The sequence below is a fragment of the Pseudomonas shiyinii genome, assembly GCF_056725765.1.
Map to the genome: position 1 here is coordinate 1,875,685 of NZ_CM161522.1, position 17,557 is coordinate 1,893,241.

The window sequence follows — 17,557 nt, forward strand, 5'->3', positions numbered from 1 at the left end:
TCGATCAGCGATGGCTGGTCAGGCGCTGTTGGGCAGCCGCACAACCGTTGATCTCGACGGCCTTTTGCAACAACAGCTGCCGACGCTGCGGGTCAAGCTCGCCGAGCAGGCGGTACACCTCGGCCTGGTAGTCACGCTGTCGCCCCCATTGCATCTCCAGGCCTTGCGGCTGGCTGCGGTTGCAAGCCAAGCGAACGGCAGGCTGTGGGTAGTAGGGCGCATACAGGGTGGCCATACCGGGGATCGCCTCCAGTGCCTGGCGGTACGCGGGGCTGGCATTGTACGGTGGGCACCAGGTGGCGATTGCCGGGGCTGGCGGGGCGAAGCCCTGTTGCAGGCTGGCCTCCAGCAGAGGGCAGGCGGCGTCCGGGATCTGCGTGGCGGGCAGGTAGGTCATGTAGTACAAGGCCAGGCGGTATTGGGCTACCGGGTGGCCAAGTGCCACTGATTTTTTCAGCAAGGCGACAGCCGTGGGCAGGGTACGAGCCAGAGCCTGGCCTTGGCGGCTGAGCTCCGGGTCGCTGCCTATGGCAGTGCGCAGCGGGCTGGGGGCGTCGTCCTGGCTGTCGGCCTGTTCGAGCAGGGGCAGGGCCTGGCGATAGAGCAGGTCGGCGTGTGGGTCGATCTGCACGTCCAGTGCCTGGGCACTTTGCGCAAGCGCGGCCAGGAGCAATGGCGACAAGAAGACAGCACGATTCACGGGCGGGTCTCGCAGGCAGGTCGGCCAAGGCTGGCGACCAGGTACAGCGGGGCAGCTTCGATGGTCATGGCGTTACACACGTGCCTCAAGCGAATCAGGAGCGACAACGTCGTATTCTAGCCACCCCGAAGGGCAGTCTGAAAGAGCATTCCTGCTTTGTCAGACGAGCTTGATGGTCGTCGCCTTGCGATTGGCCTGTTTTTCCTGGGCCAGCCCGAGTTTCGCGGTGATTACCTTGGCCAGGGCATTGTTGCCCAGATCGTTGAAATGCAGGCGATCGACGAACAGCGCTTCGCTGAACACCGGGGAACTACTCAGCATGCAGTTCATGTCGTAGCAGGGCACGGATTCGGCCTGGGCCTTGATCCGACGGAAGAAGGCCATGTGCAGTTCGCTGTCGAACACGTCGGCCAACAGCCGGTCGAAATTGGTCGGCTGTCGTTGCAGGGTATCGAGCATGCCTTGCTCGGCGGCGGGCAAACTGTCGCGGCACCAGGGCAACAAGGGCTGGAGAATGAAGGTGAGGGTTGCATGGCCGTCGGCCAGCAGACGATCCCATTGCCGTAGGGTGCGGCCGATGGTCTCGGCCGCACGGGCCAGGCGCTTGTCGGGGGCAGACAGCGTCCAATTGGGTGGGGAGGGGTGGCGGCGAGGGGCCAGGGCCTGGCCCAGGCGCTGCCAGAGCGATGAGCTGCGAGGCGCTTCGGTGTGCTGCACGCCTTCGTTGAAACTGTTGAGCAGGCCCAGGTAGGACAATGCCTGTTCCTGGCCCTGTTCGCAGGCGAAGACTTCGTCCAAAGCCTCATGGGCCAGGGTATTCAGGCCGCTGAGCACCACCACATGGCCGATTTCGCCAAACCGATGCTGGTGGGTAAGGAACATCAACAGCTCCTGGGTAGCATTCAGCCCGCAGCCGGCCAGGCTCAGCCAGACCTCGCCGGTGAGTGCCGACAGGTAGGAGGCCACCGTGTGTTCGTCGGAACTGGCGCCGATGCCCAGTGTGGTGGAACCGCCCACCAACAGGTTGACCCGCTTCGTGCCATGGTGCTCGGCCACCGAAAAGCGCTTTTCGCCGCAGTGGCTGTAGCGCATGCCCAGGCTGTCGGTATTGATGGTGCCGGAGCGATAGCCGCGTTCATGCATGTACAGCGTGTGGGGCGCGCGGCGGCTGCCCAGCAACAGGAAGCGCTGGTAGTCCTGTTGCAGGGGAAGAGGGCTGCCCTGGACGTTCGTGGCGTGGTCGATCGGTCTCATGGGCGCTCCTTTGGCACTCCAGGCTCGGCAACGGCGCGGCTCAGATGGAGGCCAGTTCCTTGATGTTGTAGGCAAGGCCGGCGATGGCGATCAGCAGCAGGGCAACGCCGGAGGCCAGGGTGATCAGGCGGTTGCTGCGCTGCGAGGCGATCTTGCCGATGGCGAAGATGTACAGGCTGAGCACGGCGAAATCGATGAGGATCCACAGCAGCGACAACACCACCATGCTCTTGCCGAAGGACTCGGTGATCTGGATGAACTGCGGGAAGAAGGAAATGAAGAAGATGATGTCCTTGGGGTTGGAAATACCCACCATGAAGCCCTGCAGCAAGCCACCTCGCCCCGGTTGTTCGGGCGTATCCGCCGCTGTTTGCGCAGCGGGCGCCTGCAGCGCTTCGCGCAAGGTGGCGACGGCGATGTAGCCGATGAACAGGCACCCCAGCAGGCTCAGGCCGCTGAGCCAGGCCTTGTCGACCGCGGCGCTGGTCATGATGATCCAGGCGGCGGCACCGATGAGTACCAGGGAGGCCCAGTTGGTGCCCAGCGCGGTGAACAGGGCCTTGCGCGGGCCGGAGGCGGCTGCGGTGTTGACGACCAGCGCCACGACCGGGCCGGGCGTGGCGATCAGCAGCAGGACGGTGAGGGCATAGGTGGCGGCGAGTGCGGTATTCACGTTCAGTTCTCGATCAGGGTATCGGCTGTTGCATGGGCATGGAACGGGCAGCGCGCAGGGTTCAGCGAGCCGGGTTCCTGAAGCTGGTATTGACGCCATTCGAAGTTGTCGCCCTGGCCGAAGAAGCCCAGGGTATCCGGGACGATGCCGTCGTTGTAGTGGCGTACCCGGTCGCGGATCCGCGAGCGAATGCGTCGCCCGCTTTCGGTGGCGGCGCTGGCCACCTCGTCGAAGCTCTCCCGGGGGTTGATGACGAAGGCGATGTGGTCGCCCAGGTTGCGGCTTTTCATCTGCCGGTGCGCAGGGAAGTTCATGTTGATGAACAACGGCATGTCGGCGAAGCAGAACGACCAGTTGGGGTCATGGGGATCCTGGGGTACCCCGGCGGGCCAGGGCAGCGGGTCGAGACGGTGCACATCCTGCAGCACCTGCCACGCCAGGGCCTGTTGCTCGGCCAAGGTGCTGCTGGCGTCGGTTTCGAGGAATGCCAGCAGTGGCATGCCGATGCGCTGTTTGAGCGGGATCGGCTCGAGCATGCGGACATAGCCGGCCAGCCCCCGGGCGATGTCGGTGGCCCATTCGCCGGCCCGGGCGAAGACCACATGGCAAGTCGCGGTTGCCACCGCCTTGCGTCCAAACAGGCAAGGAAAATCGGGAGCGGCGAGGAAGGTACGAAATTGTTCGATGGCGGTATGCGTCCAATGTGGATGATTCTGGATATGTTCGGCGGCCAGCTCTAGCGCATCCAGGCGATAGCAGTTTCCATAACCCGTAAACATGTGTTCCCCAGGTATTTCAATGAAATTGACCGCGAGTTCTACGCGGTTTCCTATGAATATTTATTGTTTAAGAGCATTTTCGAAGAACCCACCAAGGTTGTAAAACGGGTGGTGCTGTGACCTACTATTAGTCTCACTCATACTTTGGATGGCTCGATGTCGGAACGGATCCCCGCACTTCATGCCCTGCGCGCTTTCGAGGTCGCCTCACGCTACGGCTCCTTCACCCGGGCGGCCGAGGAGCTGTCCTTGACCCAGGGCGCTGTCAGTCATCACGTCAAGACCCTTGAAGCCCTGTTCGGCTGTGACCTGTTCGAACGTCGCGGCCCCAAGCTGCGCCTCACCGAGCACGGTCGATTGCTGGCCCAGGAGCTTAAGGTCGGCTTCAAGATCATCGAGAATGCCTGTTCATTGCTGCGCCAGGACCGCTACGGCCTGCGCCTGAAGGCACCTTCTACATTGACGGTTCGCTGGCTGCTCCGGGCGCTGGACGGTTTCAAGAAGGTCGACAACAGCTGTAGCGTGCAGCTGTCGAGCGTGTGGATGGACATCGACACGGTGGATTTCTATTCCGAGCCCTACGACTGTGCCATCCTGCTGGGCAATGGCCGTTTCCCGGCCGATGTCGAGGGGCTCAAGCTGTTCGATGAGTGGTTGATTCCGGTGTGCCACCCCGATTACCTGCAGGATCAAGTGTCGGATCTCGCTGTGCTCGAGCGCTGCGAACTGCTGCATCCCTCGCCGGACCGTCGCGACTGGCGCCGCTGGCTGGCACGGATGGACGCGCTGGAAATCAGCATCGACCAGGGCCAGGTGTTCGATACGCTCGACCAGGGCATTTCCGCGGCCCAGCAAGGCCTGGGCATCTCGGTGGTCGACCTGGTGCTGGCCAGTGCCGACCTGGCCGCCGGCCGGCTGGTGACGCCCTTCAAGCATGCCGTGGCCACAGGCGACGGTTACTACATGACCTGGCTCAAGGCCAGCCCCAAGGCACGCCAGATGCAGCGTCTGCGTGATTTCCTGCTCGGCCAGGTACCGCCGTTGGCCTACAAGGACATCGACTACCTCTATGGGTGATGCCTGCCCCCGCAACGAGGCCCATGGGGTCGAACAGGCCATCCCCATACAGCGGTAGAATGCACCTTCACTCAACGAAAAAACGATTCGAGGTCGACGCGGTGGAGTTGCAGCAGGGCTTTGTCCTCACCCGACACTGGCACGATACGCCCGAAGGCACCTGCGTGGAGTTCTGGCTCGCCACCGACCAAGGGCCGCGCCAGCTGCGCTTGGCGCCGCAGGTCTCGGTGGCCTTCATCCCGGCAGAGCAGGCTGCGCGTGCACAGGCACTGGTGGGCGCTGAGCCGGGTGTCGAGTTGCGCCCGCTGGGCCTGCGCGATTTCGAGCAGCGCCCCGTGCTGGGCCTGTATTGCCGCCAGCACCGTCAGCTGATCCAGCTCGAACAGCGCTTGCGGGCTGCGGGCATCGACGTCTTCGAAGCGGACATCCGGCCCCCGGAGCGCTACCTGATGGAGCGGTTCATCACCGCCCCGGTGCAGTTCAGCGGCCAGTCCGATGCCCAGGGCGTGCTCTGCAATGCCCAGCTCAAACCCCTGCCGGACTACCGCCCCACGTTGCGACTGGTGTCGCTGGACATCGAAACCAGCGAGCGCGGCGAGCTCTACAGCATCGCCCTTGAAGGCTGCGGCCAGCGCCAGGTCTACATGCTCGGGCCGGCCAATGGCGATGCCGGCGCAGTGGATTTCGACCTGCAGTACTGCGACGACCGCGCCCAGTTGTTCGAATGCCTCAACCGCTGGCTGGCCCGCTATGACCCCGATGCGATCATCGGCTGGAGCCTGGTGCAGTTCGACCTGCGCCTGCTGCACGAGCTCGCCACGCAACTGAAGGTGCCGCTGGCATTGGGGCGTAACGGCGCGCCACTGGCCCTGCGCGCCCACGGCAGCCGCAGCCATGTATTCGCCGATGCCCCGGGCCGCTTGCTGATCGACGGCATCGAGGCGCTGCGCTCGGCCACCTGGAGCTTCCCCTCGTTCAGCCTGGAAAGCGTCGCCCAGACGTTGCTGGGCGAGGGCAAGGCCATCGACACGCCCTACCAGCGCATGGACGAAATCAACCGCATGTTCGCCGAGGACAAGCCGGCCCTGGCCCGCTACAACCTCAAGGACTGCGAACTGGTGACGCGGATCTTCGCCCATACGAAGCTGCTGGAATTCCTCCTCGAGCGTTCGACTGTCACGGGCCTTGCAGTGGACCGCAGCGGGGGCTCGGTAGCCGCGTTCTGCCACCTGTACATCCCGCCGATGCACCGCTTGGGGTACGTCGCGCCCAACCTGGGCAGCAGGCCCGACGAAGCCAGCCCCGGTGGCTTCGTCATGGACTCGCGCCCAGGCCTGTACGACTCGGTACTGGTGCTCGACTATAAGAGCCTGTATCCCTCGATCATCCGCACCTTCCTGATCGACCCGGTGGGGCTGGTGGAAGGGCTGGGCCAACCGGACGATGCCCATTCGGTCGAAGGTTTTCGCGGCGCCCGGTTCTCCCGTACCCGGCACGGCCTGCCGGCGATCGTCGAGCGGGTCTGGCAGGGGAGGGAGGCGGCCAAGCGCGCGGGCAACGTGCCCTTGGCCCAGGCCCTGAAGATCATCATGAACGCCTTCTACGGCGTGCTTGGCTCCAGTGGCTGCCGTTTCTTCGACCCGCGGCTGGCCTCGTCGATCACGATGCGCGGGCATCAGATCATGCGCCAGACCCGGCAGTTGATCGAAGCCCAGGGCTACGACGTGATCTATGGCGATACCGACTCCACCTTCGTCTGGCTCAAGGGGGCCCATGACGAGGCATCGGCGGCACGCATCGGCCACGCGCTGGTCGCGCAGGTCAACCAGTGGTGGCGCGAGCACCTGGAGGCCAGCCTGGGCCTGCACAGTGCGCTGGAATTACAGTTCGAAACCCATTACCGACGCTTCTTGATGCCCACCATCCGCGGTACGGAAGAAGGCAGCAAGAAACGCTATGCCGGCCTGGTGCAGCGCGCCGATGGGCGCGAAGACGTGGTCTACAAGGGCCTGGAGTCGGTGCGCACCGACTGGTCGCCCCTGGCCCGGGAATTCCAGCAGCAGCTGTATGGGCGGATCTTCCGTGGCCAGCCCTACCGCGACTACGTGCGCGACTATGTGCGGCGTACCCTGGCCGGGGAGCAGGATGCGCTGCTGGTGTACCGCAAGCGCCTACGCAGGCCTTTGCGCGACTACCAGCGCAATGTGCCGCCCCACGTACGTGCTGCGCGGCTGGCCGATGAATACAACCTGCGCCTGGGCCGGCCGTTGCAATACCAGAATGGTGGCTGGATCAGCTACGTGATGACCACCTCCGGCCCGGAGCCGTTGGAAAACCGGCAGTCGCCGATCGACCATGAGCACTACCTGTCACGTCAGTTGCAGCCTGTGGCCGATGCCATCCTGCCGTTCGTGGGCGATGAATTCAACGCCCTGACCGATCGCCAGTTGTTGCTCTTCTGAACCTGGTGGTAGCTATCTAGGGGCTACCTGTCTCCTTGAGCTCATAGCCTCATGGCTTTGCTCCCGGGAGACATGACTATGGACAGCAGCGACAACGTTGCCGACACCGATGCGAAGCTGACCTGCCTCGAACAGGCCGTTCAGGACAGCCTCATCGGGCAATGCTTGCCAGGCTGGATTCGCCAGGCCACGGCCGGACAATTGACCGCCCTCGGCCAGGCGTTGGGCGAAAGCCTGCGGCTGCGCCATCAGGTCGATAGGATGCTCAAACGGATCGAGCCGCTGGACCGGTTCGTCCTGTCGCGCCTGGAAACCGCATTGCACCAGCGCTACCGGGCGAAGTTCGACGTCAGGCAGTGGAGGTTCATCCGGGGTATCGCCCAACCGGTGATCAATACGCAGCCTGTGGGTGCTCACTTGACGACATGGGACTACAAGGACATGCCGTTGTTGGAGGCGGCGCTTCGCAACTTCACCCGGGACGAGTCCCTGCCAGGTACCCAGGCGCCAGGCAACCGCTTGGCCCACCCCCGCGCTGGCAAGCTGAAGCCGCCTTCGGCGATCGAGTTTGCCGGTTTGTGCCGTGAACTGGACCTCGGAGCTGAGTACCAACGGCATCTCGCGCAGGTGCTGACAGCGCAGGCAGCCGATGCCGAGGGCGACGGCGCCTGGCTGCTGGCGCAATCGTCGCGCCAGGACATGCTGGTCGAAGCCTACCAGGCCAGGCTCCAGGGGCATGTGACGGAGCAGGAGCTGGAGTTGATCGTCGGGCTCTGCCGGCATGGCAAGCCTGGGCTTTTGCAGGGGCATCGAGTGGTCGCCAAGCAACTGAGCCTGCTGGGGTGCCCGCTGGAGCGGATCCTGGTACTGGATGTGATCGAGCAGGGCGTGATTCGCAACACCACCCGGCGCGTCCTGCTGAATGTCCCGGAAGACCCGAACGGCGCCTGGAGCGCCTTTCCAAGCCTGCGTCATGCCGCCAACGAACTGGGCCGGCGCCTGCGCACGACGGAGTACCAGGCGTTCTTCGCCCGTTTCGTGCGCCAGCGCCACAGCCAGGCCTTCTACGCAACCGTGACTCCCGGCTACCGAGACCTGCCGGTCTGGGCCAACCTGGACCTGCAGGAGCACATGAGCGCCTACCCGTTGCCGTTGTTCGACAGCCTGGCACGCTTGGGCATCGAGAAGATCAAGGACGACGCAGCCGTGATCGCCACGCCGGTGGCGCAGCTGGACCTGGCTCTGCAGCAAGCGCACGACGAACGTTTGATCGCCGGTGGGTGGTTCCTGGTCGGGCTGGCTGGGCTGTTCGTGCCCGCGCTGGGGGCGCTGTTGCTGGCCAGCACGGCCTGGGAGTTGCTGGAGGACGTTGTCCTGGGGGTCGAAGCCTGGCGCGAAGGTGATGACGCCCTGGCGCTGGACCACATCATGAACGTGGCCAAGGACGTGGCGTTGATCGGCGCCACCACTGCAGCATTGGGCGCGGCCAGTCGGGCCTGGGCGCGCTCGAGCAGGGTCGACAGCCTGGTTCCGGCGTACCTGGAGAACGGTACCGTCAAGTTCTGGGACCATGACCTGGCACCGTTTCGCAGCCCACCACCGCCGCCAGACGCTGCCCGTGACCCACAGGGGGTGTACCGCCGCGGGGAGTGGGCCTGGGTCGAGATGGATGGGTACTACTATTCGGTGCAGCGTACCGTCGAGGGTCAATGGTGCCTGCGCCCTCGTCAGGGCCATGCGCCCTTGTTGGCGCACAACGGCGCCGGGGCCTGGCGCCTGAGTTCGGAGCAGCCTGCCCTATGGTCGGATGCGTATGGCCTGTTCCGCCGTTTCGGCGGTCGGTTCCGTGAGCTGGACGACGAGCAGATCGACCAGCTGATGCTCATCCACGCGATCGATGGCGACTACCTGCGCGGCTTGCATGTCAGGGGGTTGGCCCCGGACGCCGAGTTGGTGGACAGTGTCCTGCGTGTGCGCCTGGACCTGCGTATTCGCGTGGTGATCGGCCAACTGCGCTCCGGTGAGCCGGTGTCGGACCAGGGCGTGTTGCAGCATGCCAGGCAGCTTCCTGGTGCGAACGGCTTGTCGGACCAGGCACTCGCCGAGCGGGCGTGGGACGATCGCAGGCTATTGCTCGAGCGCCTGTACGACAGTGCCCAGGACAGCGATACCGCCGAGACCCGTGCGTTGCGCAAGGTATTCCCCAGCTTGCACCGGCGCGCCGCACAGGCTGTGATCGAGCAAGCTTGTGCCGTGGATCGTGAGCGGCTGCTGGACAGTGGACGCGTCTCCTTGCGCCTGTCTGAAGCCGCTCGGGCTCGCATGCTACGGGTGCGGGCGGTGCGGGTGTTCGAAGCCTTCCACCTCGATACGCCCCAGAATGCCGACCTGGCCCGAGTGGTGTTGGGCATGCTCGAACATCTGCCCGGCGCCGCCAAGGGGATACGCTGGCGGCTGTTCGAAAGCTATTCGAACGGGCCTTTGCTGTTCAGGGTGCCGCAGGGGTCGACTGCCTTCGACCTGGTTCATGTGCATGGCAGGTTCATCCTGCTCGATGCCCAAGGGCAGGTGCAAGGTGAAACCGGCGAGCTGTTCGAGGTGATGGCCCAGGCGTATCGGGTCGACCAACGCGATGCCATGGGCATCCATGATCCGTTCGATCACAACCTGCGGGTACTGTTGGCGCGCCAGGCCCTCCAACGGCGCGAACAAACCCTGCGCCTGCTGGGCGTGTCGCGCTCGAGCATCGAGATGCGTGCCCCCTTGCGTCAGGTTGATGGGCGCCTTGGCTACCCGTTGGGGGGAAGGCGGCCTCGCCATGTTGGCCAAGGGCTGGTGCCCTGGACCTTGCAGATGGAACTGCGGCGGGTCTACCCCGGTTACACCGAAGAGCAGATCACCACCTGGGCGCTGGACCTGCAACGGGCGGGAAGGGATCTGGTGGTCGAACTTGGGGCGCTGCGCGAGCAGTTGCGAACCTTGCAGCGATCCCTGGCGGAGTGGGTGGACATCGCCAGGGACCGCCGCACCCGGTCGGACCGGCGAGCCATCATGGCGCAGCTGCTGGCGTGCTGGCAGCGGATCGGCGATGGCCTGCCAATGGCCGTGCAGGCCACCGAGGCCAGGCTGGTACTGAACAACCACCAACCCGGCCACCTGCCGGAGCTGCCCGAGCGCAGTTTCTCCCACGTGATCGAGCTGTCGATCATCGGCATGGGCCTGGAGCGTGTACCGGCGGGTTTCCTGCAGGCTTTCCCACGCCTGGGCATCCTGCAGATCGCCAACAACCAGCTCAACCGCCTGCCGCCGCGGCTGGCGCAGATGCCGCAACTGCGAGAGCTGGACCTGTACGGCAACCAGATCGTGCTCGATGCCGGGCAGGCCGCGGAGTTGTCACGGTGTACCTACCTTGAATGCATCAACCTGTCCTATAACCCGCTGGGCCATACGTTCTCGTTGGTGGGCTTCGCGCGGCTGCACAGGCTGTTGATGCGCCATACCCAGATCACCCAGTTGCCGCCCGGGTTGCTCGAATGCCAGGCCCTGGAGCATGCCGACCTGAGCGATAACCGCATCGTCCAGTTGCCCCAGGCGCTCTACCAGGCGCCGCTCTGGCTACGCCATCGGCTGCGGCTGGCCGGCAACCCCCTGGCCCAGGCCGATGCCGTGGCCCTGAGGGAACAGGCTCAAGACCTCGAACAGCAAAACATCCATGCACGGCGCTGGCGCGATGCGGCCCCGCCGCGGCATCGGGACGAACTGCTCCAGACATGGCGCGTGATCGATGCAATGGAGGGTTCGCAAGGCATCATGGAACTGCTGCGACGGCTGTTGGACACGCAGGCGTTTCGAACCCAGCCACAGCAGTTGGCCATACGGGTGTCCAACCTCTTGCGCGGCCTGCGGGACGACGCCGCATTGCGTGAAGAGCTGTTCGCCCACGCCGACGATGCCCTGACGTGCCAGGACAGCGTGCTCTGGCGCTTTATCAACCTGGAGGTGCGGGTGATGGCCGCGCGCACACGTGCACAGACGCCACCGGCCCGTCAACAGGACGCCCTGCTGCGCCTGGGGCGCCAGCTGTGGCGGATGGACCAGGTCACGAAACGGGTCAGTCATTACATACATGCTCTCGACGCGGCGCGTACGCCAGCCGATCCCATCGAGGTGGAACTGGGCTATTACCTTGCCCTGCGGGGGCCTTTGGACTTGCCGGTGCACGACAGCGAAATGGAATACCCGTGGAGCTCACGTATCGATCCTTCGCAGGTCGAGCGAATCCGCAGCGCGGTACTGGCAGGCGAAGAGCACCAGGTCCTGACCGATTGGATGGTGGACCAGACGTTCTGGCAGGAACACCTGGCGCAAGCGCACCAGGAGGCGTTCAGCACGCTCAACGCGCCTCATCATGAACGCCTGGAGCGCTTGATCGCCCGTCTGGAGGCGGCCCAGGCCCGCGAGGACGCGTCACCCACTGACCGGCAGGCCCTGGTGGAGCAGGTCGAGGCGAAGATCCGTCGTGCGCACCAGCTCCAGAAGGCCGATGAGCGCTACCTGATGCGGCGCTTGACCAGCGAAGCGCTGGAGGCGGCTTGCGCGGACACAGCAATCGACGTCCGGTGATGTGGTGTGAGGCATAGTTATCTAGTGCCCAGGGCGCGCGTGCGCTGCCTACGCTGGCGTCTCCATTTCACAGAGACGAATGCACCATGGACGCGCGTGAGCCAGATCGCCCCTCGACTGACAGGAACCATGACCAGGCGCATCAGGACGGGATCATCGCCAAGCGATTGCCCGCCTGGTTGTGCTTGGCCCCAGCCGATCAACTCGAGGTGCTCAAGGATGCGATGACACTGAACCTGTACCACCAGGAGCGTGCGCAGGCACGGCTCGGGCAGCTTCAACACATCGACGCCTTCGCCGTGAGCAAGCTGGAGACGGCCTTGAAGGTCAAGTTCAACGCTGATTACCCAGCCCGCCAGTGGCAGTTTCGCTTGGGCTATTGGGAGCCGGTGATCGGCAGCCAGCCCGTAGGCAGCCACCTGAGCGAGGCGCGTTATGAGCGGGTGTCCCTGGTCGAGGCAGCGCTACGCAACTTCACCGAGGCCGAGGCCAAACCCGTGGAGGCCCCTGCGCAAGGCGGTGTATTGGCCAGGCTCCAACAGGCCTTGGCGAATCTGTTCAGCAGCGATGGCAAGACCGATTTGCAGGCGCCGGGCAACGGCCTGGTCGACCCGGCAGGCACGGCCCAGGCCACGCCGACGCCCCAGGCATTCGCAGCCCTGTGCCGTGACCTGGACCTGGGCGGCCAGTATCAGCGGCACCTCGATGAGGTATTGCAGCCAAGCAAGGAGGAACCCGTGGCTGCCGCCACGCTGCTGGCTCGTGCGCAGCGCTACGCCATGCTGGTCGATGCCTGCGTGGCCCATATGCAAGGCGCGTTGTCCGATACCGAATACCAGTTTCTGGTCGCTCTGTGCCTGTTGCGCAGGCCCAGGCAGTTCGATGGCAAACCGTTCAAGGCCCGCCGCCTGCAGCTGTTGGGCGTTGACCTGGAGCAGATCGTGGTGATCGAAGTGTTCGATCAAGGGGCTGTCTACAACACCGTCAACCGGGTATTGGTGTATATCCCCGCAGACCCGCAGGGTGCCTGGGGCTCGTACAAAGACCTGCGCCATTTCGCCAATGCCCTGGGCAAACGCCTGCGCACGCCGACCTACCAGCGCGCCTTTGCACGCTTCGTGCGCCGCCGCGACAGCCATGAATTCTTCCACGCCGTCATCACGGGCTACCGCGGCGTGTCGGACCTGGCCAACATCGATCTGGGCGAACGTCTGCGGGACTACCCTGCAGAGCTGTTCGCCAGCCTCGGGCAGGGCCGGGTTGAGCAGCTCAAGGATGATGCCAGCCTGATCGCAGTGCCGACCGCGCAGCTCGATCGCGAGATCCAGCGCAAGCATGAGCTGCGGCTGAAGGCCGAAGGCTGGGCGCTGTTGACCCTCGCAGGCTTGTTCGTACCGGGCATCGGCATTGGATTGTTGGCCGCCAGTACCTGGGCACTGCTGGGGGAGGCCTATCATGGCATCGATGCCTGGCGCCAAGGCGAAAGCAGCGATGCCCTCGACCATTTGCTGAATGTCGCCACCGACCTGGCTGTGCTCGGTGCCTCCGCGGCAGGTGTGGGCCTGGCACAGCGGGCCTGGTCGCGCTCGACCTTGGTAGACAGCATGCTGCCGGCGCTGCTCGAGGATGGCTCGGTGAAACTGTGGAAAGAAGATGTTTCGTCGTTTAGCAGTGCCTCGCCACCGCCGACAGCGCTGGGTGACGCTGCCGGCATCCAGCGCCTGGAGGGGCAATCCTGGGTCCAGATGCAAGGCCAGTACTTTCCAGTCGTGCAGCGTATCGACGACGGCCAGTGGCAGCTCCTGCCACAGGAAGGCCACGGCCCCTTGTTGCGCCATAACGGTGCGGGCGCCTGGCGGCTCTGGACGGAGCAGCCGGTTCAATGGGCGGGTAGCCATTACCTGTTCCGGCGCCTGGGCGGCCGCTTCGCTGAACTGGACGGTGAGCAGATCGACCAGGTCCTGAGCTTCCATGGCCTGGGGGAGGACGAGCTGCGTGCTTGGCATGTTTACGGCCAGGCACCGGAAGCGGAGGTCGTGGACAGCGTGGAGCGTATCCAGCTGGACCAGCGCATCCGTACCTTGATCGGCCAATTGCGTGCTGGCCAACCTGTGACGGATGTGCCGTTGCTGCAGCAGGCCAGGCGACTGCCGGGGGCTGGCGATATCGACGACCTGGCATTGGCGCGACGGGTCACCGACCAGCGCCGGGCGCTGCTGCAGCAGTTCCAGGATACGCTTCACGCGCCCGACAGCGTGCAGGTCGCGGCCTTGCGCCGAATGTTCCCCAGGCTGCATCCGCGCAGCGCACAGGCGTTACTGGATACGGCGAGCGCCGCTGACCGTCAGCGTCTGGAGGAGAGCTCACGGGTGCCGTTGCACCTGGCCGAGGCTGCCAGGCGCCGCGTCCTGCGCATCCGTGTGGCACGGGCCTGTGAGGCTTTGTACCTGGATGTTCCGCAGGATTCGGACCTGGCGCGCGTGGTTCTGGGCATGCTCAAACATCTTCCCGGTGGTACCGAGGGCATACGCTGGCGCTTGTTCGAACAGCGTGTGAATGGGCCCTTGCTGGCGCAAATGGAAGAGGGCGCCACAGCATTGGACCTGGTTCATGTCGATGGCCGGTTTTGCCGGTTCGACGCCGATGGCATGGCCGAGGGCGAGCCTGGCGAGTTGTTCGATGTGCTCGCCGCGGCCTATACACCGGCACAGCGTGCCGCCATGGCGATCAATGAACCGATGGCCCATAACCTGCGGGTGATGATAGGCCGCCTGGCTGTATCCCGACGCGAAGAGCTGGCGCAACTGCTGGGCGACAATGGCCCTCGAGGCTGGTTCCAGCCTCCGCAGCGCCTGGCCGACGGTCGCATCGGCTACCCGCTCAGCGGGCGCGGGCCAAGGGCGCAATCGTTGCGGGCCAGGCTGCGTAACCTGTACCCCAGCTACAACGATGCCCAGGTCACGCTCTGGCTGAGCCAGCAGGCCGAACAGCCAGGTGGCATCGATACCGTCCTGACGCGGCTGGAGGCAGAGTATCGTTTACTGATTCGCGATTTGAACGCCTGGATTAGTAATGCCCGTGATGACACCGAGGCGGAACAACGCCATTTCTTCGGCAAAGGGTTGCTCGATTGCTGGCAGCGCAGGTTGCCTGACCAACCGGACGAGCCGGCATTGATCGAGCATTATTGGTGGAGCCAGGCTGGTGCCGAGCCTCGCATATTGCCGGCATTGCCGGAGCAGGTGCGTTTGAGCCATGTCACCGCGCTGTCCTTGCGAGGTATGTCCCTCGAAGCTGTGCTGGATGAGTTCCTGCAAGCTTTTCCCAACGTGAGGTTGCTTGAGCTTTCGAGCAACAACCTGACCCGGATACCCCTGCACCTGACCCAACTGCCGAATCTGCGATTCCTGGATCTCTACGGCAACCAGATCGCCTTGGACCCAGGGCAATCCACGATCCTGGCCAATTGTGAGTCGCTGGTTTACCTGAACCTTTCGCATAACCCGCTGGGGCGTACATTTTCGGTTCATGCGATGCCCGACCTGGTCGAGCTGCACCTGCGCAATACCGGCCTGCGGGAGCTTCCGTACGGCGTTTTGGAGTGCCAGCAACTACGCACGCTCGACCTCTCCAACAACCAGATCACTACATTGCCGACCACCTTCTTCGACGCTCGCGTGTGGCGAGAAGGTGAGGTTCGCGTTAATGGCAACCCTTTCACCGAGGCGCAGACGCAGCGTTTCCGGGCCGCGCTGCAAGCCCCCAGGGCGCCGCGGCTGACACCGGATGATCCGATCCCCGCACGCACGCGCTGGCTCGATGCCGTGGACAGTCAGGACCGCGATGAGCTGGCCAGCTTGTGGGCCTTGCTGGAAGCCGAGCCGCGGGCCGAGCCGTTTTTCCAGTTGCTCCAGGCGATGCTCGGGACTGCCGAGTTCCGCAGCCCGATAGGCGCATCGAGCCTGGCGAGGCGGTTGCTCGACATGTTGGCCGGCATGTATGAGCATCCGGCCTTGCGTGATCTTCTGTTCAGTGCGGCTTCGGACTTCACCTGCGTGGACAGCGTTGCCTTGTGTTTCAGCGATCTTGAAGTGCGCCGGCTCGTCTGGCAGGCCGAACGCAACGCGACCGGCCGTCAGCGGGGTATCGCCTTGCTCCGTCTCGGCAGGCAGCTATCGCGGCTGGATGCGCTCGACAGTTTTGCCAGGCAGGACGTAGTGGAACGCCTGGCCGCAGGGCAGGAACCGGACGAGATCGAGGTCGTGCTGGCCTATCGTCTGGCGTTGCGCATTGACCTGGACCTACCCATTCAGACGAGTAGCATGCAGTTCGGCGAACTGGCCCGGGTAGGGCAGTCGCAGATCGCCCGGGCGCGCGCCTGGGTGCTGGATGGGGAACGTGAGCAAGACAGGCTTCGGGATTCGCTGGTTGCCCGCGATTTCTGGCGTACGTACCTGCGCAGCGCTCACGCCGAGGCATTCGCCGAGCTCGATGCCACCTACAGCCCGCGAATCGAACATTTGATGGCCGATCATCAAGTGCCGGAGGCCGAGCGATTGGCCAGGATCGCTGACCTCGGCGAGGCGCAACGCCTGGCCGAGAACGACAAGCTCAAGGTGCTGACACGCCAAGCCCTGGAAACGGTGTTCGACGAGGCCTCCGTCCCTGTGCGATAGCGGCCTTGAGGCCGTTGCGGTGTCCGCTTTTCCCTTTGCGCTGTGCAATGAGTCCAACAAACCGCCCGCTGGTGCCGGGCGTTGTAGCACGCTTCATCGGGGTGGCTTTGGGCTATGCTCAGGTGGGAAGGGCCAGTTCCTCAGGTGCCATTGGCCCGTTCTGGAGGAAGCATGGAAACGACCAGTTACCTTTCGCCTGAGCCTGTATTCCGTCAGCTGGTTTAGGCTCGCAGGTCGGATCTTTCTCCATGATCAGTAGTCTTTATCGAGAAAATAAGGAGATGCGCATGCTCGTCCGGTCACTCACCCTCGCCATCTTGCTCGCCATCGCTGGCCCGCTGTTCGCTGCCGACAGCGATGCGCCGCTGGCCAAGGAGCTGGGCAAGGCCAGGCCGTTGGTCATCATCGCGCCCAGTAGCGCCGACCCGACCCTGCGAGGGTTGACCGAGGCCCTCAAGGACCCGGCCACCCAAGCCGGGTTCAAGGAACGCAGCCTGGTCCTGTACAGCGTCGCCAACATGATGGGCAAACGCGAGGACAAGCACCTCGAGCAACAAACCACCATGGCCTTGATCCGCGAGCTCAAGCTCGGCGCCAGCAAAGGCACCAAGGTGATCCTGGTGGGCAAGGACGGTGAACGGCATGTGCTCAAGGACGACGACAGCGGTGAGAAACTGGACCCGCAAGTGATCTTCAAGGCCGTGGACGAGCTGCCGGCCAGTGAAAAAGCGGTGACAGCGCCGGAGCCTGTGGCGACCTCCAGCGAGGCCAAGCCCAAGGACAACAAGCCTGCCAAGCCCGCCAAGCCGGCGGCCCCACCGAAGCCGCTGGAGGATTGACGGCCGCCTGGCCTGGGTCCGCACGCCCAGGCCAGGTTTATGTATCGCACTGTATCAATCTCTCTGCTCGACCGATTCCCATACAAAACCCCGCTGTCACCGATACACCCTCGATACACCACCGCGATGAAATGGCTCCACTTCCCAACCACAGTGGAGCAACACCATGAAACAGTCGAAAAACACCCTTGGCCTGCTTGGCGCTGCCCTGATCGGTGGCATGGTCCTGGGCAACACCGCATTCGCAGCCGAACCCCTGACACAGGGCTACCAACTGGCCGCGGCCAAGGCAGCGGGCGAGGGCAAGTGTGGCGAAGGCAAATGCGGCGCCAGCGAAAAAGCCGGCAAGGGCGAAGGCAAGTGCGGTGAGGGCAAATGCGGCGGTGGCGCAAAAGCCACCAAGGCCGAAGGCAAGTGCGGCGAAGGCAAGTGTGGCGGCGATGGCAAGGCCCATGGTTGACCGACCAACGCTTG

The 17,557-nt window shown here is 64.3% G+C and carries 9 protein-coding genes and 1 pseudogene; 6 read left to right on the top strand and 4 right to left on the bottom strand.

Annotation, left to right across the window (positions count from 1 at the left end; genetic code table 11):
- Window positions 1-4: 4 nt before the first annotated feature.
- The 4 genes from ACXHGZ_RS08740 to ACXHGZ_RS08755 all read right to left on the bottom strand — a co-directional run bounded on the left by ACXHGZ_RS08740 (window position 5) and on the right by ACXHGZ_RS08755 (window position 3,406).
- Window positions 5-682, bottom strand: a complete 678-nt coding sequence (locus tag ACXHGZ_RS08740) for an SEL1-like repeat protein (RefSeq protein WP_480463355.1) — start codon at window positions 680-682, stop codon at window positions 5-7.
- 177 nt (window positions 683-859) lie between these two features.
- On the bottom strand, window positions 860-1,954 hold the full coding sequence (locus ACXHGZ_RS08745; RefSeq protein WP_084857963.1) for an SGNH/GDSL hydrolase family protein: 1,095 nt from the start codon (window positions 1,952-1,954) through the stop codon (window positions 860-862).
- 40 nt (window positions 1,955-1,994) lie between these two features.
- On the bottom strand, window positions 1,995-2,627 hold the full coding sequence (locus ACXHGZ_RS08750) for a LysE family translocator (RefSeq protein ID WP_480463357.1): 633 nt from the start codon (window positions 2,625-2,627) through the stop codon (window positions 1,995-1,997).
- Between the two features lie 2 nt (window positions 2,628-2,629).
- Window positions 2,630-3,406: a YqcI/YcgG family protein gene (locus tag ACXHGZ_RS08755; protein ID WP_480463358.1), complete on the bottom strand. Its 777-nt coding sequence runs from the start codon at window positions 3,404-3,406 to the stop codon at window positions 2,630-2,632.
- 156 nt (window positions 3,407-3,562) lie between these two features.
- Here ACXHGZ_RS08755 and ACXHGZ_RS08760 point away from each other — a divergent pair, with 156 nt between their 5' ends.
- From ACXHGZ_RS08760 to ACXHGZ_RS08785, 6 genes and pseudogenes are all read left to right on the top strand, one after another.
- The gene (locus ACXHGZ_RS08760; protein ID WP_480463360.1) at window positions 3,563-4,483 is read left to right on the top strand and encodes a LysR substrate-binding domain-containing protein; all 921 of its coding nucleotides are present in this window, start codon (window positions 3,563-3,565) and stop codon (window positions 4,481-4,483) included.
- 101 nt (window positions 4,484-4,584) lie between these two features.
- Window positions 4,585-6,945 carry a DNA polymerase II gene (locus tag ACXHGZ_RS08765; protein WP_480464018.1) on the top strand — a complete coding sequence of 787 codons (2,361 nt, stop codon included), beginning with the start codon at window positions 4,585-4,587 and terminating at the stop codon, window positions 6,943-6,945.
- 78 nt (window positions 6,946-7,023) lie between these two features.
- Window positions 7,024-11,568, top strand: a complete 4,545-nt coding sequence (locus ACXHGZ_RS08770) for an NEL-type E3 ubiquitin ligase domain-containing protein (RefSeq protein WP_480463361.1) — start codon at window positions 7,024-7,026, stop codon at window positions 11,566-11,568.
- Between the two features lie 86 nt (window positions 11,569-11,654).
- Window positions 11,655-16,244: an NEL-type E3 ubiquitin ligase domain-containing protein gene (locus tag ACXHGZ_RS08775; protein ID WP_480463362.1), complete on the top strand. Its 4,590-nt coding sequence runs from the start codon at window positions 11,655-11,657 to the stop codon at window positions 16,242-16,244.
- A gap of 287 nt (window positions 16,245-16,531) precedes the next feature.
- The gene (locus ACXHGZ_RS08780) at window positions 16,532-17,083 is read left to right on the top strand and encodes a DUF4174 domain-containing protein (RefSeq protein ID WP_480463363.1); all 552 of its coding nucleotides are present in this window, start codon (window positions 16,532-16,534) and stop codon (window positions 17,081-17,083) included.
- 166 nt (window positions 17,084-17,249) lie between these two features.
- Window positions 17,250-17,519: pseudogene (locus ACXHGZ_RS08785) on the top strand (HvfA family oxazolone/thioamide-modified RiPP metallophore); the annotation flags it as partial.
- Window positions 17,520-17,557: the final 38 nt, after the last annotated feature.

Coding starts and splice junctions, on each gene's coding strand:
- ACXHGZ_RS08745 (WP_084857963.1), bottom strand. CDS start 1,954: ATGAGACCGATCGACCACGCCACGAACGTCCAGGGCAGCCCTCTTCCC.
- ACXHGZ_RS08755 (WP_480463358.1), bottom strand. CDS start 3,406: ATGTTTACGGGTTATGGAAACTGCTATCGCCTGGATGCGCTAGAGCTG.
- ACXHGZ_RS08760 (WP_480463360.1), top strand. CDS start 3,563: ATGTCGGAACGGATCCCCGCACTTCATGCCCTGCGCGCTTTCGAGGTC.
- ACXHGZ_RS08770 (WP_480463361.1), top strand. CDS start 7,024: ATGGACAGCAGCGACAACGTTGCCGACACCGATGCGAAGCTGACCTGC.
- ACXHGZ_RS08775 (WP_480463362.1), top strand. CDS start 11,655: ATGGACGCGCGTGAGCCAGATCGCCCCTCGACTGACAGGAACCATGAC.
- ACXHGZ_RS08780 (WP_480463363.1), top strand. CDS start 16,532: ATGCTCGTCCGGTCACTCACCCTCGCCATCTTGCTCGCCATCGCTGGC.